Source organism: Rhodococcus sp. KBS0724 (genome assembly GCF_005938745.2).
Lineage (GTDB): Bacteria > Actinomycetota > Actinomycetes > Mycobacteriales > Mycobacteriaceae > Rhodococcus_F.
The window spans coordinates 4,274,110-4,293,758 of the sequence record NZ_VCBX02000001.1; the positions used below are offsets into that span (position 1 = coordinate 4,274,110).

Genomic DNA, 19,649 nt, shown 5'->3' on the forward strand with positions numbered 1-19,649 from the left:
CTGTGCCTGCACTCCACACCTATCTGTACGGCCCGGCCGATGCGCCGGAGATACTCTCGCTGCACGGTCTGACCGGCCACGGCCGACGGTGGCAGTCGATGGCCGAGAATCAGCTTCCCGACGCTCGCTGGATCGCTCCCGATCTGCGTGGGCACGGCCGCTCGACCTGGGCTCCGCCGTGGAACATCGAGGCACATGTCGCCAGCCTGATCGATACCCTGGACGAGCATGCACGCGGCCCGGTCCTGATAGTTGCCCACTCGTTCGGCGGCGCTGTGGCACTCCATCTTGCGGCGACGGCGCCGGAGCGCGTCCGCGGCTTGGTGTTGCTCGATCCTGCCATCGGACTCGATCCGGAATTCATGGGCAGAGTGGCCGAACTCACGATCGGTTCCCCCGATTACACGGATGCCGCCGAGGCACGTTCGGAAAAAGTTCACGGTTCCTGGGGCGAGGTGCCCACCGCAGTCCTCGACGAAGAATTCGAGGAACATCTCATCCACCTCGACAACGGACGCGTCAACTGGCGACTCTCCACTCCCGCCGTCGTCACCGCGTGGGGAGAACTCGCGCGGCCACTGGTGCTCCCGCCGAGTTCCATGCCAACGGTGATCGTCCAAGCCATGAAAGTGCAACCGCCTTACGTCACCGACGAGTTCCGGGCGGCAATGACCGAACACCTCGGCCCGCACCTGACCAGCGTGGAGTTCGACTGCGACCACATGGTGCCGCACGTGCGCGCCGACGAGGTTGCGGCCCTGATCCGCACATTGCTCTGACCCTCACTGCTTGCTCTGACCCTTGCACCGAGAGGCACACCATGGCAGCCACCACGGACGAACAGATCGAAGAGGTCCGCCGACTCGTCGCATCCATTCCCTCCGGATTTGTCGCCACCTACGGCGACATCGCCGACGCCGTAGGGCTTTCCAGCCCACGAACGGTCGGGTGGATCATGCGTACCGACTCCTCCGATCTCCCCTGGCATCGGGTTCTGGGTGCATCCGGCAAACCCGCAGCGCACCTGGCCCATCGCCAGATTGCGAAGTTGGAATTGGAAGGCGTGCCGATCAAGGACGGCCGGATCGACATGTCGCGCGCACGGCACACCTTCCCGTAGGGCAGCATGGACTCATGACCGCCCATCCGCCCACGTGTGCGCTGATACTTGCCGGCGGGCGCGGCACCCGGATGGGTGGTGTCGACAAACCCGGACTTGTGGTGCACGGCCGCCGTCTACTCGACATTGCGCTCGCTGCCACAGCACATTTAGGCACCACGGTGGTGGTCGGACCGCATCGCGGGGACCTCGACGCCGGGGTCGTGCAAACCCAGGAGTCACCGATCGGCACCGGGCCGGTAGCCGCACTCTGGGCCGGACTCAATGCCGTCGATCTACCCGACGACGCAGTAGTGGTCGTCCTGGCAGCCGATCTGCCGCAGATCAGTCGCGGCGTCGTCGACGCCCTCGTGGATACTCTCGACACCGCCCCACCCGATAACCCGGTGACGTGCGCCGTCGACGAGAACAACCGAACACAATTTCTGTTGTCCGCGTGGCTATTCCATGAACTTCGCGACCGCATCGCAGCACTGCGCGAACGCGAAGGCCTCGACAATCAGCCGATGAAAAAGATACTGACCCCAGGATTCTCGACACTTCAGGTAAGCGGCACAGCCGATTGTGATACTCCCGAGGATCTCGAACGGGCGCGGGAGCTACCTCGACTGACAATCACCGAGGCCCGCGCCGCGATTCTGGAGTCGCTCACACCCCTGCGCCCCCGCCGAGCCGTGCTAGCAGAGAGTCTGGGCGCCGCACTGGCCGAACCCCTTGTCGCACAGGGCGATCTACCGCGATCGCCCGTCTCCGCGATGGACGGCTATGCCGTCGCAGGTGACGGCCCCTGGCGGATCCGCCAGGAAATCCGCGTCGCCGGCGCCGACGCCACACTTGAATTGGCAGACGGTGAAGCGATCCGCATTGCGACGGGAGCGCACCTTCCGACCGGCGCCAGCGCAGTAGTCCGAGACGAACACGTGGTCGCCGAGGACACTCCCCCGCGGTTGACGCTGCTACCGAACACGCCGCTACGCAACGACGCTCGACCCCAGGGCGAAGACTGGACCGTCGGTTTCACCATCGCACCGGCCGGTACACCGGTGACACCGGTAACCGTTTCGGCAGCCACCAGCGGAGAAGTTGTCGAAGGCGCGGTTCGCGGTCCGGTGCGTGCGCGGGTCGTGACAACCGGTGACGAAATCCGCCGAGACGGACCGCTGCGCGAAGGCCAGACGCGTGATTCCATCGGCGGCATCCTTCCCCTTCTGCTCGAGCGATGCGGTGCGACGTGCATCTCCGACACCCATTTACGCGACACCGCCGACGGTTTCGCGAACACCCTCGCAGCTGACGACAACGCCGATCTCATCGTGATCGTCGGTGCGACAGGCGGCGGCGCTGCCGACGAAATGCGTTCCGCGTTAGACCGTCTCGGTGCCCGAATTGTTGTCGGCCGGGTCGCGTCGCGTCCCGGCGGTTCACAGATCACGGCAGTCCTGCCCACCGGAAAAGTGGTTCTCGGCCTCCCCGGTAATCCCTATGCGGCAGTCACGACGTTGTTGACGATGCTGCCTACCATTGTCAGTGCGCTCACCGGGCGAACTCCCGTGCCGCCGTTGCTCGGCGTTGTCGCGAATGCCTCCCAAGTCAGCTCAGATGCTTTGCGGTTACTTCCGGTGACGCAGATCGATGACGGCCGCTGGCACGCAGATCCTTCGGTACGAACCTCGCATCTGGCGGGTTTGATCGGCAGGGCAGCGTTTGCACTTGTGCCCGCATCTGCACCCGACAATGTCGTTGCCGAACTTGTACTGCTGGGATGAGGTCACCATTCCCGGTATGACGTACCCTGGTACAGCGTGGGCGCGGTGCTCCGGTTGCGTCTGCGGAGTAACACCGCATACAGCACACTCATTGTGACAATCGCGCCGAGCAACAACGAGTACACACCCCACAACACCAGGAATGGTTGCAACCAACCGGCGTCCACGGATTGACCGCGCGCGCCGACGCAGTACAGCGTGAAGTTGGTCGACGTGCCGTCGTCGGTGGCAAAGGTGTCGGAAATAACCATGCCCGTCGGCGCCGGGTCCGCGCAGAACAGTGGTGCCAGGTGTGCAACTTGGCCGGGCCAGATCACCGACGAGATCAGGGCGACAAAAATCGCCACCACGACAACAACGACGGTGGAGATGAACACCGTTCCGAGGCGCCGGCTCACAGCGGCTGCACCATCGTCGGTGTTCCTGACGGATCGAAGACCACCAGGACACGACTGCGGGGTGACTCGACCAGCACCGCCGCGTGGACGGATTCAGTTCTGCTCACGGAGATTCCGGTGACCTCACCATCCTCGAGAGCACTATTCGCGAGTGCGTCGTCGACCAGCATCTCGACGTTGCGCAGGGCCGGAATCTCGTCCAGGGTGAACGATCGCGCGTCGAGATCGTCGGTCACGCTGACCATCACCGGGCTCGGGTCACCGAGCCTGGCGCCGTCGAAGTTGAATCTGTCGAGCTGATCGAGATTATCTGGATCACGCACGGTGACACCCATAGTCGTGTCCGGGCTGATGTCGATGCTCGTCACCGCCAGAGAATTCACCTGGTAGTGCTCGGCGAGTTGCCGAAATCCGTCGTCGACCAAAGCGGTGGTCATCCCACCGCCACGCTCACGCATCTCTTGTTCGAAATCAGCGCGATCCACCGCACCGATGCATCCGCTCAGAGTCGCCGCAGTCAGGCCGGCTCCCACCATCCACACCGTCGAATGCCGCTTCCACCTACCCGACAACATGACGGCAGGATACCCGAACGGCCTGTACCTGAACGACCTCAGATCACCACTACGCCGCGGCGAGCGGCCGAATACCGGTTGACCACAAGGTCCACGACGCCGGGATCAACACCGAGAGGTTCGGTGACGCCGTCGGCGCCGGCCGCACCAAGACGTTCGTGAAACAAACCGTGAGCAAGAAGATACGACGCGATGAACACTCGGCGCGCACCGCGAACCCGCGCCGCTGCAACAACATCCGCAACCTTGGGTGTCCCGGTTGCGATGTACCCGATATCGACCCGCATGTCGGCCTGTTCCGCCAACATCAGTGCGGCGCGCTCGACGTCGCGGAGCGCGCGCGAATCGGAAGAACCGGCTGCGGCAAGGACTATCGCATCGCCGCTGCGCCATCCGGCATCACGCAACCGCCGCATCAGGACGCCGGCCAACGCGGGATCGGGACCGAGTGCGGGCGTCACCGTGACGCCCCTGTGCCCACTTTCTTCCACCTCGCGTCGTACGTCGGTGTGCACGTGATATCCCGACGCCAGGAACGCGGGTACCAAAATGGCCCGGCCGGGAATATCGCGGAGAACCTCCGACGGCGACGGACCCAGGACGTCGACAAAGGCCACCCGAGTTGTCCCTACCCGGGCACTGACCGCTTCGGCCAGTGCGGCAACCATTTCCACGCCCTTCGCACTACGTGTGCCGTGGGCGACCAGAACCAGGACGTCGCTAGAGTTCGGCGTATTCGGTGGGATCGAGCGCAAGACGATAACCTCGTTTCACAACGGTTTGAACGGCTTTGGGAGCGCCGAGGCACGCACGCAGGCGTGCGACGGCGGTTTCGACGGCGTGTGTGTCGTCTCCGCTTCCCGGAAGGGCGGCCAACAGTTCGGCTCGCGAGACGACGTGCCCCGGCCTCGCCCCGAGGGATCGCATGAGCGACATACCCGCCGGTGAGACTGCTCGGACTTCTCCGTCCACGACAACACAGCCACCGCGGATACTGATTTCGTGGTCGCCGGCCTGAATCCGGTTGGCACGCTGCGGAAGTTCGTCGACGATGTGTCTCGCCAGAGCGCCAAGACGGGCCCGAGCCGGCGCTGTGGTCGGAACGTGCAATGCCTCCAGCGGCGCCGAAGTCACCGGCCCGACACACACCGCTGTTACCGGTCCGCGCATGGCATCGAGAATGGTGTCGAGTCGCCCCGTCGTATCCGCGCGCATCAGGATCGACGCAACCGCCGGTGCACTGGTAAAACTGACGGCATCGATTGCGGACGACGCGATGGCGTCGATCATCCGGTCGAGCAGTGTCGGATCTTCCGGCGGTTCCCAGCGATAGACCGGGACTGCGATGACCTGGGCACCCGCGTCACGCAGCACCTGGCAGAAATCGGGGATCGGTTCCCATTCCGTAGTCGCGCCGTGTAGCTGGACGGCAACTACCTTTCCCGAAACTCCCTCGGCCAGCAGATGTTCGAGTACTTCAGCCGAGGATTCGGATGCCGGAGACCATTCTTCGCGCAGGTCCGCTGCCCGAATCGCACCCTTTGCTTTGGGTCCGCGGGCCAGTAGTCGTGCCGAATTGAGTGCGGCGGAGAGATTCTCGGCTTCACCCCACCCGTCCGCAGCTTCGAGCCAACCACGGAATCCGATGCCGGTCGTGGCAACAACCACCTCGGGTGGACTCGCGATAATCTGCCGCGTCACCCGTTCCAATTCGCGGTCGTCGGCGAGCGGGATGATGCGGATAGCCGGAGCGTGCACCACTTCCGCTCCCCGACGGGTCAGCAGCATCGCAAATTCATCGGCACGGCGCGATGCCGTGATCCCGACCGTGAACCCCGCCAGTGGCATGTTGTCAATCACGAGACGGATTCGACAGCCCGAATAGTGCTGTGCACCTGCACGACGCCGGCCCAGACTCTGATCTCGTACACCGGAAGCGACACCGACTCGTCGTCGAGTGCCCGGCCGTCGATCAGCGAGAACGCCTGCTTGAGCAACGGCGACACCACGATCGGTTCACCGTCACGGTCTCCGACGAGTCCTCGCGACATCACCGATGCGCGTCCGTACGGATCGAAGTTGCCGACGGCCCGCAAGGTGCCGTCCTCGAGGAGGAACAGCGCCACCTGCTCACCGCCGCGGAGCAGCACTGCAACCCCGCGTCCCGGGATGAGATGACTCAGTGGGCACGCCGAAGTCCATTCCAGTCGTTCGGAATCCAGCTTGGCGATCTGTGCATCGATGACACTCATCGAAGTCCTCCTGTCGATCCGGCGAGCGCGTCGCACGGGTTCTTGTCTTAGTTTGTACGGACCCCGTGTTACCCACGGGTTACGCAGCGATTACCGGCGCGTGGGGATGCTCGGCATACCCATCAGGACGGGAACCTTGCGCACTCCGGTCACGTCGAACACAACCGTCGGGTCGGCTTCTTCCGGCGCGTTGACAAACGAGACGAACCGCGACAACTTCTCCGGATCACCCAGTACACCAGCCCATTCGTCCTGGTAGCCCTCGACGTGCTTGGCCATCAACGCCTCGAGTTCCTCGCCGATACCCAGACTGTCCTCGCAAATCACGGACTTGAGGTGGTCGAGCCCACCGTCGAGCGAATCCACCCACGGCGCGGTGCGCTGAAGGCGATCAGCGGTGCGGATGTAGAACATGAGATAGCGGTCGATGTACTTGACCAAGGTGACGTCGTCGAGGCCACCAGCGAGCAACTGAGCGTGTTTGGGAGACTGTCCGCCGTTGCCACCCACATACAGATTCCAACCGTTCTCCGTCGCGATGACACCGACGTCCTTGCCGCGGGCTTCCGCACATTCGCGGGCACATCCCGAGACGCCGAACTTGATCTTGTGCGGCGAGCGAAGACCGCGATAGCGGTTCTCGAGGTCGACGGCCATTCCCACCGAGTCCTGAACGCCGTAGCGGCACCAGCTCGACCCGACGCAACTCTTGACCGTTCGCAGGGACTTGCCGTACGCCTGCCCCGACTCCATTCCTGCATCGACCAGGCGCTTCCAGATTGCCGGCAACTGCTCGACCCGAGCGCCGAACAGATCGATGCGCTGGCCGCCGGTCACCTTGGTGTACAGACCGAAATCGCGCGCTACCTCACCGATCACGATGAGCTGTTCCCCGGTGACCTCACCGCCGGGCATGCGCGGCACGACCGAGTACGTACCGTTCTTCTGAATGTTGGCCAGGAAGTGGTCGTTGGTGTCCTGCAACGACGCCTGCTGACGGTGGAGGATGTGATCGGAATCCGTGGATGCCAGGATCGACGCGACGACGGGCTTGCAGATGTCGCAACCGGAACCCTTGCCGTACTTGGAAATCAGAGCCGAGAACGTTCGGGTTTGCGTCGACTGCACGATCTGGAACAGCTCTGCCCGCGACTGCGCGAAGTGCTCGCAGAGCGCCTTCGACATCACGACGCCGGAATCGGCGAGCAACTGCTTGACAGTCGGAAGGCAACCGCCACAGGTGGTTCCTGCGCTGGTGCACGCCTTCACCGACGCGATGTCGCACGCGCCCGCCGCAATCGCACCGCAGATGGCACCCTTGGTCACTCCGTTGCACGAGCACACCTCGGCGTCGTCCGGCAGCGATCCCGCACCCGGCTTCTCCCCCGCGGGCGAAATCAATGCCGCTGGGTCGCCGGGCAATTCGCGACCGACCAGTGGGCGCAGTGACGCGTAGGCTGACGCGTCACCGACAAGAATGCCGCCGAGCAGGATCTTCGCGTCGTCCGAAACGACGAGCTTGGCGTACGTTCCCTTGGCTGCGTCGCTGAGAACAACTTCGAGAGCACCGGGCGAGGTGGCCATGGCATCACCGAAGCTGGCGACGTCGACGCCCATGAGCTTGAGCTTGGTGGACATGTCGGCACCGGGGAAATCTGCGCCGCCGCCGAGCAGACGGTCGGCGACGATCTCGGCCGTCGTGTAGCCGGGAGCGACCAGACCGTAGCAACGGCCCTCTACCGCAGCACATTCACCGACTGCATAGACGTGTCCGTCCGACGTCACGCAACCTAGGTCGGTCAGGATACCGCCGCGCTCACCGACTGCGATGCCGGCGTCGCGGGCCAGCTGATCGCGCGGACGGACTCCGGCGGAGAAGACGAGCAACGACGCGTCGATAGTGGAGCCGTCGGACAGTTCGACCACAACTCCGTTGTCGGACTGTGAGATTCCGGCCGTACCGACGCCGGTGTGGACGGTGAGCCCCAACTCGGTGACGAGCCGAGCGAGCAAAGCACCGCCACCCTCGTCGACCTGCATCGGCATCAGGCGCGCGTTGTGCTCGACGACGTGTGCCGTCATTCCCATGAGCGAGAGCGCATTTGCGGCCTCCAGCCCGAGCAGACCGCCGCCCACTACTACGCCGACAGCGCCTGGGCCTGCCTTCTCTGCTGCGGCCCGGATACCGTCCAGGTCGTCGAGGGTCCGGTAGACAAAGCATCCGTCGCCGTCATGGCCGGGCACCGGCGGAACAAAGGGGTACGAACCGGTTGCCATCACCAGCGCGTCGTAGGAGATCGTGTTGCCGGCCGTTGTCGTGACCGTTCGTGCGTCCTTGTCGATCGAGAGCGCACCCTCCCCCACCCGGAGATCGACCAGGCTGTCACCGACGTAGTCGTTGCCTGCCAGCGCCAATTCCTTCGGATCCCACACTCCCACATAGGAAGACAATCCGACGCGATCGTAGGCGGCGTACTGTTCGTCGCAGAGTACGGTCACCGACCAGACGTTTGCCTCGTCGCGCGAACGTAGTGCCTCGACGAAGCGATGTCCGACCATTCCGTGTCCGATGACAACTACCGATTTGCTCATGACGCGCCTACTTCCAAAGGTAACGAGGGAGTTCTCGAGATTGTGCGGGCCGATCGTCAGGCTGTGACTGAAACCTTCACGTCGTCGACGTCTGTGGTCAGCGTGGACGGCTTGCGCAGGAAGACGAACCAGGTCACCGCGATGCAGGCGATGTAGAAGGCGAGGAACACCCAGAACGCCATGGTGGCCGACTTGGCGGGGCTGGTGTACGACGCGCGCAGCACCAGGTTGATGCCGACACCGCCCAAACCGCCTACCGCACCGGCAAATCCGATGAGCGCACCGGATATGCTGCGCGACCACGTTGCCTTTTCGGCCCGATCCATGTGGTCGAAGCTCTGAGCCTTCGCCTCGAAGATCGCGGGGATCATCTTGTACACGGATCCGTTGCCGATACCCGAGAGCAGGAACAGGGCGATGAACCCGAGAACGAACGTCACCATGATCCCGGCACTTGCGACGCCTGCGGTGTTGTCGTCCATCGTTCCGGCCGTCACGAGGATCGATGCCGCGAATGCCATGGCGACAAACGTCCACATCGTGATCTTGCCGCCGCCGATCCGGTCGGCCAGTTTGCCGCCGAGGGGGCGAGCGATCGAGCCGAGGAGCGGTCCGATGAACGCGATCTGTGCTGCATGCAGCGCCGCCGCGGCCGGAGTGGCACCGCCGGCGAGGAAGTTGATCTGCAGAACCTGACCGAAGGCGAAGCTGAATCCGATGAAGGAGCCGAACGTACCGATGTACAGGAAGCTGATCACCCAGGACTCGGAGAACTTGAGCGCCTTGGCCATCGAACGCAGGTCCGACTTCTGGTTGCCCAGGTTGTCCATGAACAGTGCAGCGCCGACCGCTGCCGCCGCGATGAACACGAGGTAAACAGCGCACACGATCCACGGAGCGCGGTTGCCGACGGTGGCGATCACCAGCAGACCGATCAGCTGGATCATCGGAACACCGATGTTTCCGCCGCCTGCGTTGAGACCGAGCGCCCATCCCTTGAGTCGCTGCGGGTAGAAGGCGTTGATGTTGGTCATCGACGACGCGAAGTTACCGCCGCCGATGCCGGCCGTGGCCGCCACCAACATGAAGGTGGTGTACGACGCACCCGGGTTCATCATCAGATACAGCGTGAGAAGTGTTGGTATGAAAAGGAACAGCGCACTCATAACTGTCCAGTTGCGACCACCGAAGCGCGCGGTGGCGACCGTGTATGGAATGCGGAGGATCGAACCCACCAAGGTGGGAACCGCGACGAGGAAGAACTTTCCGGCCGCGTCGATGCCGTAGATCTCTGTGGGCATGAACAGCACCATGACGGACCAGATCGACCAGATCGAGAAGCCGACGTGTTCGGCTACGACTGACCAGATCAGGTTTCGCTTCGCGATGTCCTTGCCGCCGGATTCCCAGGCGTCGACGTCCTCTGCATCCCAATGCTCGATGTAATGACTCACCAGGGCCTCCTGAATGTGTGGGAGACCTAAAGGTAGAAAACGGTTATTGCGCCGGTGCTGCGCGCCGTGACCGAGAAGTCAATTGATCCTCACCCCGTAACAGGACCTCGTGTGAGAACTATCGAGCGTGCCAGGAGTCCTCGAGCATCCGCGGCTTGCAGGCCTGATAGGCGCCGACCAGCACCACGACGACAGCAACGACGAGCAATCCGAAGGGCGCCGCATAGCCGTCCGTCGCGTCGTGAAACACGCCGAACAGCAACGGTCCAAGGCAGGCCACCGTGTAACCGATGCCCTGAGTGAAGCCGGACAACGCCGATGATCCGACGTGCGAACGCGTACGGAGGTTGATCAGTGTCAGCGCCATCGGGAAGGTGCTCGGACCAAGGCCCAGGACAACCACCCAGACGATCGGTGCGGCCATCGGCGCAAAGTACAGGCCGGCAAAGCCGATGAGATAACAAGCAGCACACGCGATCACTACGGGGAACGGATTGGCGATCCGGGCGCAGAGCGTCGGCGCACCGAAGGCCGAGACCAGACCCATCACCGAGAAAACACCGACCATGGTTCCACCGAAGGCATCACTGGCGCCGGCGTCGCCGAGGATCGACGGGATCCACGTGAACATCGAGTAGGTGATCAGCGACGTCATACCGAACATGCCTGCCATCCCCCAGGCAACGGGTGAACGCCACACCTGACCGCGGCGACTCGCGTCGGCGACCGGTGCCACAACCGTTTCTGCGTCGGCGTTGCGCGAGCGTGCCAGAGTGATCAACCACGGAACGGCGGCGGCAAATCCGAAGGCAGCCCACCATCCGATGGAGAATCTCCATCCGAAGGCGTCGGCCACGGGAACCGCGACAAAGGCCGGAACGATGGTGCCGATCTGCACGGCCACGATGTAGACCGAACTCATGGTGGCAAGGCGATCGGAGAAGTACCGCTTGACCAACGGTGGGATCACGACGTTGCCGATACCCATACCCGCCAGCGCGAGAGCCGACAGGGCCAGCAACGACCAGGTTTGAGACATCATGGCGCGCAACAGCATTCCGACCGCCGCCATGATCATGGCAATCAACGCGGTACGTTCGAGACCGAGCCGCTTCGCCAGGGCCGGCGTGATGAGACCGAAGGCGGCGAACATAGCCGTCGGCACCATCCCGAAGACGCCGACCACAGAACCGGAAAAACCGAACTCGTCCTGGATCTGCGATGCGAGCGGAGAGAACGACGTCACCGCAAGGCGAAGTACGAGCGCAGACATGGCAATGGCAGCGAAGACGAGCACACGGCCTTTGACGAGCGAGCGGGGTTCTGTTCTCTCCAGTTGAGCAGTCACCGAGAAATCATAGGATGACCGGACGAAATGACACAAGGGAGATAATCTAGCGTCACCACCGCTCAGTCACCCGGAAACCGAGGAACACCACGTGCAACCCGTTCGACGCGCCAGCCTCATCTCACAGGTCACCGAACAACTCCGCGACGAAATACGGAGCGGAACGTGGCCCGTCGGAACGAGGATCCCCACCGAACCCGAACTGACGGAACTGACGGGCACCGGGCGCAACACCGTGCGCGAGGCCGTGCAGGCACTGGTCCACGCGGGCATGCTCGAGCGCCGACAAGGCTCGGGAACCTACGTTGTCGCACTCTCCGATCTGGGAAGCACCCTCGGCAACTACTTCGCCGGAGCGCACGAGCGCGACGTACTCGAACTCCGGCGAGCACTCGATATCACCGCGGCGACGCTAGCGGCCGCCCGGCGCACAGACGACGACGTCGCCGAGCTGACACGCCTGCTCGCGGTCCGGGCAGCCACCTGGGAGGGTCACGACACCACAGCGGCCGCCGTCGCCGACGCGGCACTACACCGCGCGATTGTCGCGGCCAGCCACAATGTGGTGTACCTGGAGTTCTACGACTCCCTGCTTCCCGTCATCGAATCAACGATCCATCAGCACATCGACGCCACCGGAGAGGGATTCCACAGCCGGCACCAAAACCTCGTGGCGGCGGTCATCGCTGGCGACGCTCGGGCCGCCTCGGATGCAGCGCGCGATCTTTTCGAAGGCCTGGTCGCCGACTTCGGCTGAGCTCGAGCTAGAGAACTCGAGCTAGAGAAGCAACCGGACGATATCGGAGGTGCGGGCCAGACCGGGAAACGCGTCCGCCGTCGACCGGGGGTGCAGCACATGAACGGCCAAGCGGAACATCACGGCGCGAAGCAGCATCTGCGGCCACTCCGGCAGATCCTCCCACCGACCCACCAGAGCCTCGTCGGCGCCGCCCCACGATATGGCGTCGACAACCGCAACAGCTGCGGCCCAGGCCGCCGGTCGCCAGTACGGCGTGATGTCGGTGATTCCGGGCGCCATGCTGCCCGAGAACAGAACGGTGCCGAACAGGTCACCGTGCACCAATTGGTCGGGACTCTGAACCGGTTTACGGAGCGTGGCAAGGCCCGCGATCAGTTCGAGGCTCTTCCGTCCATCGGGTGTCGGCGACTCGAGCTGCTCGACGCCCTTCGCAATTCTCAGCGGAACCGTTTCCCAGGCCGCGCGGTCGGCGGCGACAAACACGTCGACCTCGGCCCACGGCGGGACAGGCGGCTGGGCGAGGAACCGTGGACGCTCCAGCGACGCCGTAGCGGCGTGGAGCCGGCACGACATGGAGACAACCTCGTCGTGCCGTGGTTCAGGCGTTCCGACGATGAAAGTGTCTGCACGCCAGCCCGATACGACGTATCGACCGTCAGTGGAACGGACCGGACGGGCCAGACGCACCCCGTCGACTTCGAGATTCTCACGCACTTTTGCCGACCAGGCCGCGCGCGCATGATCCGCGACAGCAGAGAGGACGACGTCTCCACACAGCCAACCGCCGTCCCAATCCGCACCGAGTGGGATGGGCTCAACTTCGCGGAGGCCGAAGGTGGAGCACACGTGCTGGGGAGGTTGGCCTGTGCTCACCACCCCAACGCTACCGGTGCGAACCCGGTACGCGGCGCAAGGCACGCCTAGTAGAGCGGCAGAGAAGTATCCACCTGTTTTGCCCACGCGATGGCACCACCCTGCAGATGGACGGCATCGGCGAACCCCGCGCTCTTGACGACAGCAAGCGCCTCGGCCGACCGGATACCGGTTTTGCAGTACAGAACTATCTGCTTGTTCTGCGGCAACGACGCCAACGCCTCACCCGAGACGATCCGCCCCTTCGGAACCAGAACCGCATCCGGCAAGTGCATGATGTCCCACTCGACGGGTTCTCGCACGTCAACGAGCTGCAACCCGCGACCGCTCGCGATCAACTGCGCGAGTTCGGGTGCGGTGATCGTCGAACCGGTCGCAGCGGCACTCGCTTCGTCGGACACCACGCCACAGAACTCGTCGTAATCGATCAGTTCCGTTACCGGCGTCCGCGACGGATCACGTTGCAACCGGATTGTGCGGAACGTCATCGACAACGCGTCGTACATCATCAGGCGGCCCAGCAACGGTTCGCCGATTCCCGTGATCAGTTTCACGGCCTCGGTTGCCATGATCGAACCCACAGTGGCGGGCAGGACGCCGAGCACACCGCCCTCCGCACACGACGGCACCATGCCCGGCGGCGGAGCTTCGGGATACAGATCGCGATAGTTCAGACCCACTCCCCCCGGCGCGTCTTCCCAGAACACGGAAACCTGGCCTTCGAAGCGATAAATCGAACCCCACACGTACGGCTTGCCTGCGATGACGGCCGCGTCGTTCACGAGATAGCGCGTCGCGAAGTTGTCGGTGCCGTCGAGGATGAGGTCGTACTGCGAGAACAATTCCACCGCATTGGAGTTGTCGAGGCGGAACTCGTGCAAGCGCACGTCGACGTGGTCGTTGATCTCGAGAATCGACTCGCGTGCGCTGACCGCCTTGGAGCGGCCGACGTCCGAGCGGCCGTGAATGACCTGCCGCTGCAAATTCGACATGTCGACTTCGTCGAAATCGACGATGCCGATCGTTCCCACTCCCGCCGCAGCGAGGTAGAGCAGAGCGGGCGATCCGAGTCCGCCGGCCCCGATGAACAGGACCTTCGCGTTCTTGAGTCGCTTCTGACCCGACATCCCGACGTTCGGAATGATCAGGTGCCTGCTGTACCTGGCAACTTCTTCCCGGCTCAACTCAGTGGCTGGTTCCACCAGAGGTGGCAGGACGACGGGTGATGCGGACACGCTCAAACTCCTGAATTAGCTACTGACGCTCTCGGATACGGCTCACGCTCTCGGATACGGCCACGGGTTGAAGCGGCAGGTCAGTCCGTTCATCGGGACGACCCCGTCCGGATCGAGGACCGCGATGTCGTTGTTCGCGGTTCCGAACGTCTGCTGCATCATGATCGGCGCCAAACCACCTTCGGTTTCGCACGGCTGATGTTGGGCGTACCCGATGGCATGGCCGACTTCGTGGTTGATCTGATATTGCCGGTACGAACCGATGTCACCCTGGAACGAGATTGCTCCACGAACCCATCGCGGCTCGTTGAGCAGAACTCGATCCATACCCGGGTTGTAGCACGAGCCTTCGAGTTCGATCTCGTAGCCACAACCTTCACGGATGGTCATCTGGGAGGTCAACGAGATACGGAAATCGGGAGAACCGGAATCGATCCGCCGGAACGCAACCTTCGGATCGTTGGTCCAACTCTTGGGATTGGCCAGCGTCTGATCGATCATCCGGCCGTACGACTCGTCGCCACCGAATCCGGTCGTATCGACACCGTCCTCGATTTCGACGGTATAGGTGAACTCACGCTCCGTGCCCTGGCCGACCTTGCCGGTAGTTCCGGGGACGATGTGCCACGTGCCACCACCGGTGACCGCAAACGGTCCGCCCTCCGGAAGCGCTCCGGACGGTATCGACGCCGCGAACTGGCCGTCGGCAGCCGGCGGCGCCCCGATGACATCGGTCCCGTCGGTGCTGTGCGCGAGATCGGCAGTTGCCTTCGTCGACGACGAGGAATCCGAGACAGGATCGGAACGCAGAGCGTCGAAGATCACGAATATCGTCAGAATCACGAGCACGGGAATTGCGTACGCCCGCCACCCGTACGTCGCAACGAACTTGCCCAACCGGCTCTGCTTGCGGGCGCTGCGATCCGGCCGCGGGGTGCGTGGGGTCTTTCCCACCTGTCTCTTCGTGGGATCCCACTGCGCTCGCAACGGCTGGTGCGACGCAATTCCTCGGTAGTCGCGCTCTCCGTACATACGGTCCTCGTGCGTACGGTCTTCCTGCATCGGCGCTTCCTGCACACGCTCTTCACCGTCGGGGTTGCCCCACGGCTCGCTCACTCCGCTGCGCATTCGAAGCTCGTCACGGTCAGGGTTCTGCGTAGATCGTCCACGCATGCGCGGTCCCCCTGGGTCAGTCACGGCTCCAGAATCTCACATCCCACAAGCGGCAGGCTCCGACCGCGCAAAACCCGCAGGCAAGGGCGTGTCAGATGTGCCGACCACCACATCAGACCGATCGAGGATTCCGCTTGCCGAGACGGAAAAACGCGAGCGCGCGACACACGGTATCGTTCATTCAGCTACGGCCGATGTGACGGAGGATACTGGCGAGTACGCATTCGTGACTCGACATATTCGTGCCGCGGCCGAATTTTACTTTTGCTCAGATTGGACAGCGACATGACAGAACTCGCGGATCGGACAGAATCCGATCGCGGTACATCGGCCGGTAAGCCGGCTGGAACCCGTCGCAGCACCCGCCTTCCGCGAGATGCACGCCGACTCCAACTCCTCGCCGCTGCCAGCGAGGTGTTCGTAGCCAACGGCTACCACTCTGCGGGTATGGACGAGATCGCCGAATGCGCGGGCGTCAGCAAGCCGGTCTTGTACCAGCATTTCCCAGGCAAACTCGAACTGTATGTAGCAGTTCTGCAGAGCTACGTCGACAGTCTCATCTCCGGTGTCCGACAGGCCCTGCGCTCCACTACCGACAACAAACAACGCGTACGCGCCGCCGTGCAGGCATTCTTCGATTTTGTCGACAACGATTCACAGGGCTTCCGCCTCGTCTTCGAGTCCGACATCATGGGTGAGCCGCAGGTCCAGACGCGGGTCGAGCAAGCCACCGAAGCGTGCGTCGACGCAGTCTTCGACCTGGTCAGCCACGATTCCGGCCTCGACCCCTACCGGGCGCGCATCCTTGCCGTCGGCCTGGTGGGCGCTAGCCAGTACACAGCACGGTACTGGCTGGAGGCAGCTCGCCCGATCCCCAAGGAAGAAGCCATCGAGATCACGGTGACTCTGGCGTGGGGCGGTCTGTCGAGAGTGCCACTGCAGTCCTAAGACACTGCAGTCCTAAAACACTGCAGTCCTGAACACGTTCGACGAAAAAAGGCGGGCAGTCTCATCCGAGACTGCCCGCCTTTTTCATTTACCTAACGCATCAGACGGTAGGCGCAAACCCAACCTTGCGGATATCGGACGGACCGATCTCCACGTATGCAACGCGGCTCGCCTGCACCAGGAACTTGCGGCCCTTGTCGTCGACGAGCGAAAGAACGGGCTCGCCGCCACCGAGGACGCCTGAGACCAATGCCTCAACCTCGTCCGGGGTCTGTTCGCTGTTGACGATGAGCTCACGCGGGCTGTCGATTACACCGATCTTGACCTCCACGGTCAACCTCCGAACTGTTCGTGAAATACATCAGCTGTCCTGGCCAGGCTAGTGCAGCATCACTCCCACATGCTCGCTGCCGCTCTGTGCCGATAGCGAACAGGCTCAGACCAGTCCGAGCGTGGCCATCCGCTCGGCATGCTTTTCCTGCATACCGTCGAACAACGCGACCACGCCATTGAGATCACCCGAGGCGGAAATCACCAGGTCGGTGAGATCGTCGCGCTGTGCGAGAACAAACTGCGCCTGGGTGATCGCCTCACCGAGCAGTCGGCGTCCCCACAGCATGAGACGGTCCTTGACGCGGCTACTCGCCTCCACTGCGGCCTTCACTTCGAGGACCACGAATTCGGAATGTCCGGTCTGGGAGAGAACGTCCTCGACGATCTCGGCCACGTCCTCCGGCAACGAGTGACCGATTTCCCGATAGAAGTCGGCAGCAATTCCGTCGCCGACGTACGCCTTCACGAGGGATTCCATCCACGTCGACGGGGTGGTCGACGCGTGGTAGTTGTCCAGTGCTCGAACGAAGGGATCCATGACCGCAAAAATCTCGTGCCCACGTTCCGTCAGAGCTGTACTCAACGTCTCGAAGTGCGCCATCTCGGCCGCTGCCATGCTGGCAAATGCAACCTTCCCATGCAGGTCAGGTGCCATCTGCGCGTCTTCGGACAAGCGATAGAACGCTGATATCTCGCCGTACGCGAGTACCGCGAACAAATCGATCACGCCGGGATGGTCGGAAGGCACCCGGCCGGCGGTTCCAGTGTCAGTCGAAGCATCAAGATCGTGTGCGCCCATGCCTACGAACTCTAGTGCCACATCCCCGCTCGGTCCCCTCGATCACCCCATGTCGACAGGGGTGATCTAGGCCATGCTTTGCTGGGAATTGCCCGGTTACCGTTACAATGGTTTCGGGAGTCCGCTTAGTTTCCCCCGCCCGTTCATTCAGCGGGGATGATCTAGTACTCACGGACCCCACAGATAATGTGCGCGCACCTGCATCGAAGGTTGTTGCCCGCTTCGCCGAGATTTCACGGACGGCATCAGAACATCGGTCCGCGAAACCCCAGTGCTGAGGCGTAGGCAAGGCCGACGAACAAGAGGGCATCGACTTCGGCCGATTTACGGCCAGGCCCCTTACCTTGTGCGTGCGTACCGCAACGAGGAAAGGCTAGTCCCCTGAGCAAGATCACGATCGACCACGAAGACGAAGCAACAGAAAACACCGTGTCAGTCCAGCTCGACGACACCCATGTACCCCCGACGTTTGCCGAACTCGGTGTCCGCGACGAAATCGTCCGCGCGCTGAACGAGATCGGCATCGAACGCACTTTTGCCATCCAGGAACTCACACTTCCGTTGGCTCTCGCCGGCGACGACCTCATCGGTCAGGCCCGCACCGGAATGGGCAAGACCTTCGGTTTCGGCGTCCCGCTGCTGCACCGCATCGCCACTGCCTCCAATGGCACCGCTGCCCTCGACGGCACGCCCCGCGCCTTGATCATCGTCCCGACCCGCGAACTGTGCATCCAGGTTGCTCGCGACCTCGAGAACGCCAGTAAGTACCTCCGCGTCGGAGATCGCGGTCTCCAGGTTCTGCCCATCTACGGCGGCCGTCCCTACGAAGCTCAGATCGCGGCACTCCAGAAGGGCGTCGACGTTGTTGTCGGCACCCCGGGCCGCCTGCTCGACCTCGCGAACCAGTCGCACCTGATTCTCGGCAAGGTCGGCGTTCTCGTCCTCGACGAAGCCGACGAAATGCTCGACCTCGGCTTCCTGCCCGACATCGAACGCCTCATGGGCATGGTCCCCGACAAGCGTCAGACGATGCTGTTCTCCGCGACCATGCCTGGCCCGATCATCACCCTGGCGCGCACCTTCCTGACGCAGCCGACGCACATCCGTGCCGAGGAAGCCGAATCGTCCGCCGTGCACGATCGCACGAGCCAGCACATCTACCGTGCACACGCACTCGACAAGGCCGAGATGGTCGCCCGCGTGCTGCAGGCCGAAGGTCGCGGCGCAACCATGATCTTCACCCGCACCAAACGCACCGCCCAGAAAGTCGCCGACGATCTCGCCGAGCGCGGCTTCTCCGTCGGCGCCGTCCACGGTGACCTCGGACAGATCGCCCGCGAGAAGGCTCTGAAGGGCTTCCGCAACGGCAAGGTCGACGTTCTGGTCGCCACCGACGTCGCTGCTCGCGGTATCGACATCGACGACGTCACCCACGTCATCAACTACCAGTGCCCTGAAGACGAGAAGACGTACGTCCACCGCATCGGCCGCACCGGCCGCGCCGGACGCACCGGCATTGCCGTCACGCTGGTCGACTGGGACGACATCCCTCGCTGGCAGCTCATCGACAAGGCACTGAGCCTCGGAATGCCCGACCCGGTCGAGACGTACTCGAGCTCTCCGCACCTGTACGAAGAGTTGTCCATCCCGGCCGACGCCAAGGGGACCATCCGCAAGGCTGCGCCGGAGAAGGCACAAGCCGCACCCGAAAAGGCGAACGCGGAAAAGAAGGCTGCTGCCGACTCCGACGGCACCGAAGAGAAGGCCGCTCCTCGCCGCAACCGGACCCGTCGCCGTACCCGGGCGGGCAGCGAGTCAGCTGACGCAACTCAGACCACAGCAGCTCAGACCACAGCAGCTCAGACCACAGCAGCTCAGACCACAGCAGCACCTACTGCGGATGCTGCTGCACCTGCCGACGATGCTGCCGCGTCAGCCGACTCCGACGCCGCATCCAAGCCGCGCCGCCGCCGTCGTCGTCGCCCGGCGCAAGCCGTTGCGGCAGCCGCAGCAGAGTAAGCTC

At 63.3% G+C, this 19,649-nt stretch carries 19 protein-coding genes; 6 read left to right on the top strand and 13 right to left on the bottom strand.

Annotated elements, in window-relative coordinates; genetic code table 11:
• The first annotated feature begins 2 nt into the window (after positions 1–2).
• Genes FFI94_RS19695 through FFI94_RS19705 form a run of 3 tightly spaced genes read left to right on the top strand, consistent with a single transcriptional unit; the run spans position 3 to position 2,886 of the window.
• The gene (locus tag FFI94_RS19695; RefSeq protein WP_138869312.1) at positions 3–779 is read left to right on the top strand and encodes an alpha/beta fold hydrolase; all 777 of its coding nucleotides are present in this window, start codon (positions 3–5) and stop codon (positions 777–779) included.
• A gap of 41 nt (positions 780–820) precedes the next feature.
• Entirely contained in the window at positions 821–1,120 is a 300-nt protein-coding gene (locus tag FFI94_RS19700; RefSeq protein WP_138869313.1) for an MGMT family protein, read from the top strand.
• 14 nt (positions 1,121–1,134) lie between these two features.
• Positions 1,135–2,886: an NTP transferase domain-containing protein gene (locus tag FFI94_RS19705; RefSeq protein WP_138869314.1), complete on the top strand. Its 1,752-nt coding sequence runs from the start codon at positions 1,135–1,137 to the stop codon at positions 2,884–2,886.
• 2 nt (positions 2,887–2,888) lie between these two features.
• On the opposite strand, the gene FFI94_RS19710 is transcribed toward FFI94_RS19705, so the two are convergent.
• From FFI94_RS19710 to FFI94_RS19745, 8 genes are all read right to left on the bottom strand, one after another.
• Positions 2,889–3,284 carry a hypothetical protein gene (locus FFI94_RS19710; RefSeq protein WP_138869315.1) on the bottom strand — a complete coding sequence of 132 codons (396 nt, stop codon included), beginning with the start codon at positions 3,282–3,284 and terminating at the stop codon, positions 2,889–2,891.
• Entirely contained in the window at positions 3,281–3,859 is a 579-nt protein-coding gene (locus FFI94_RS19715) for a hypothetical protein (RefSeq protein ID WP_138869316.1), read from the bottom strand. The genes FFI94_RS19710 and FFI94_RS19715 overlap by 4 nt, the downstream gene beginning before the upstream one ends.
• A 38-nt stretch (positions 3,860–3,897) precedes the next feature.
• Positions 3,898–4,614 carry a sirohydrochlorin chelatase gene (locus FFI94_RS19720; RefSeq protein ID WP_260684213.1) on the bottom strand — a complete coding sequence of 239 codons (717 nt, stop codon included), beginning with the start codon at positions 4,612–4,614 and terminating at the stop codon, positions 3,898–3,900.
• A complete protein-coding gene (locus FFI94_RS19725) occupies positions 4,580–5,719 on the bottom strand; it encodes a uroporphyrinogen-III synthase (RefSeq protein WP_138869317.1) in 1,140 nt (379 codons plus the stop codon). Before FFI94_RS19725 ends, FFI94_RS19720 begins: the two co-directional genes overlap by 35 nt.
• The gene (gene nirD / locus FFI94_RS19730) at positions 5,716–6,111 is read right to left on the bottom strand and encodes a nitrite reductase small subunit NirD (RefSeq protein WP_138869318.1); all 396 of its coding nucleotides are present in this window, start codon (positions 6,109–6,111) and stop codon (positions 5,716–5,718) included. The genes FFI94_RS19725 and nirD overlap by 4 nt, the downstream gene beginning before the upstream one ends.
• 90 nt (positions 6,112–6,201) lie before the next feature.
• On the bottom strand, positions 6,202–8,703 hold the full coding sequence (nirB, locus tag FFI94_RS19735) for a nitrite reductase large subunit NirB (RefSeq protein WP_138869319.1): 2,502 nt from the start codon (positions 8,701–8,703) through the stop codon (positions 6,202–6,204).
• A gap of 56 nt (positions 8,704–8,759) precedes the next feature.
• Positions 8,760–10,160, bottom strand: a complete 1,401-nt coding sequence (locus FFI94_RS19740; protein WP_138869320.1) for a nitrate/nitrite transporter — start codon at positions 10,158–10,160, stop codon at positions 8,760–8,762.
• Between the two features lie 115 nt (positions 10,161–10,275).
• On the bottom strand, positions 10,276–11,505 hold the full coding sequence (locus FFI94_RS19745; RefSeq protein WP_138869321.1) for a CynX/NimT family MFS transporter: 1,230 nt from the start codon (positions 11,503–11,505) through the stop codon (positions 10,276–10,278).
• A gap of 91 nt (positions 11,506–11,596) precedes the next feature.
• On the opposite strand from FFI94_RS19745, the gene FFI94_RS19750 reads away from it, so the two are divergent.
• Complete coding sequence (locus FFI94_RS19750) at positions 11,597–12,262, top strand: FadR/GntR family transcriptional regulator (protein WP_138869322.1); 666 nt, start codon at positions 11,597–11,599, stop codon at positions 12,260–12,262.
• 21 nt (positions 12,263–12,283) lie between these two features.
• On the opposite strand, the gene FFI94_RS19755 is transcribed toward FFI94_RS19750, so the two are convergent.
• From FFI94_RS19755 to FFI94_RS19765, 3 genes are read right to left on the bottom strand one after another with little or no spacing between them, the layout of a single operon-like run.
• Positions 12,284–13,138: a TIGR02569 family protein gene (locus tag FFI94_RS19755; protein WP_033231496.1), complete on the bottom strand. Its 855-nt coding sequence runs from the start codon at positions 13,136–13,138 to the stop codon at positions 12,284–12,286.
• A gap of 47 nt (positions 13,139–13,185) precedes the next feature.
• Positions 13,186–14,373: an adenylyltransferase/sulfurtransferase MoeZ gene (gene moeZ / locus FFI94_RS19760; protein ID WP_138869323.1), complete on the bottom strand. Its 1,188-nt coding sequence runs from the start codon at positions 14,371–14,373 to the stop codon at positions 13,186–13,188.
• 42 nt (positions 14,374–14,415) lie between these two features.
• Complete coding sequence (locus FFI94_RS19765) at positions 14,416–15,546, bottom strand: DUF3152 domain-containing protein (protein ID WP_138873299.1); 1,131 nt, start codon at positions 15,544–15,546, stop codon at positions 14,416–14,418.
• Positions 15,547–15,831: 285 nt separating this feature from the next.
• Here FFI94_RS19765 and FFI94_RS19770 point away from each other — a divergent pair, with 285 nt between their 5' ends.
• The gene (locus FFI94_RS19770) at positions 15,832–16,494 is read left to right on the top strand and encodes a TetR/AcrR family transcriptional regulator (protein ID WP_138869324.1); all 663 of its coding nucleotides are present in this window, start codon (positions 15,832–15,834) and stop codon (positions 16,492–16,494) included.
• 100 nt (positions 16,495–16,594) lie between these two features.
• Here FFI94_RS19770 and FFI94_RS19775 read toward each other — a convergent pair whose 3' ends face one another.
• Together FFI94_RS19775 and FFI94_RS19780 are read right to left on the bottom strand one after the other, a co-directional pair.
• Positions 16,595–16,825: a DUF3107 domain-containing protein gene (locus FFI94_RS19775; protein ID WP_033231168.1), complete on the bottom strand. Its 231-nt coding sequence runs from the start codon at positions 16,823–16,825 to the stop codon at positions 16,595–16,597.
• Positions 16,826–16,930: 105 nt separating this feature from the next.
• Positions 16,931–17,626, bottom strand: a complete 696-nt coding sequence (locus FFI94_RS19780; RefSeq protein WP_138869325.1) for a ferritin-like fold-containing protein — start codon at positions 17,624–17,626, stop codon at positions 16,931–16,933.
• Between the two features lie 429 nt (positions 17,627–18,055).
• Between FFI94_RS19780 and FFI94_RS19785 the strand changes: the two genes are divergently transcribed.
• Positions 18,056–19,645, top strand: a complete 1,590-nt coding sequence (locus tag FFI94_RS19785; RefSeq protein WP_260684214.1) for a DEAD/DEAH box helicase — start codon at positions 18,056–18,058, stop codon at positions 19,643–19,645.
• Positions 19,646–19,649: the final 4 nt, after the last annotated feature.

What these genes read in the sequence shown, in the direction of transcription:
- FFI94_RS19700 (WP_138869313.1), top strand. Translation starts at nt 821, where the DNA reads ATGGCAGCCACCACGGACGAACAGATCGAAGAGGTCCGCCGACTCGTC.
- FFI94_RS19705 (WP_138869314.1), top strand. Translation starts at nt 1,135, where the DNA reads ATGACCGCCCATCCGCCCACGTGTGCGCTGATACTTGCCGGCGGGCGC.
- FFI94_RS19715 (WP_138869316.1), bottom strand. Translation starts at nt 3,859, where the DNA reads ATGTTGTCGGGTAGGTGGAAGCGGCATTCGACGGTGTGGATGGTGGGA.
- nirD (WP_138869318.1), bottom strand. Translation starts at nt 6,111, where the DNA reads ATGAGTGTCATCGATGCACAGATCGCCAAGCTGGATTCCGAACGACTG.
- nirB (WP_138869319.1), bottom strand. Translation starts at nt 8,703, where the DNA reads ATGAGCAAATCGGTAGTTGTCATCGGACACGGAATGGTCGGACATCGC.
- FFI94_RS19765 (WP_138873299.1), bottom strand. Translation starts at nt 15,546, where the DNA reads ATGCGTGGACGATCTACGCAGAACCCTGACCGTGACGAGCTTCGAATG.
- FFI94_RS19770 (WP_138869324.1), top strand. Translation starts at nt 15,832, where the DNA reads ATGACAGAACTCGCGGATCGGACAGAATCCGATCGCGGTACATCGGCC.
- FFI94_RS19780 (WP_138869325.1), bottom strand. Translation starts at nt 17,626, where the DNA reads ATGGGCGCACACGATCTTGATGCTTCGACTGACACTGGAACCGCCGGC.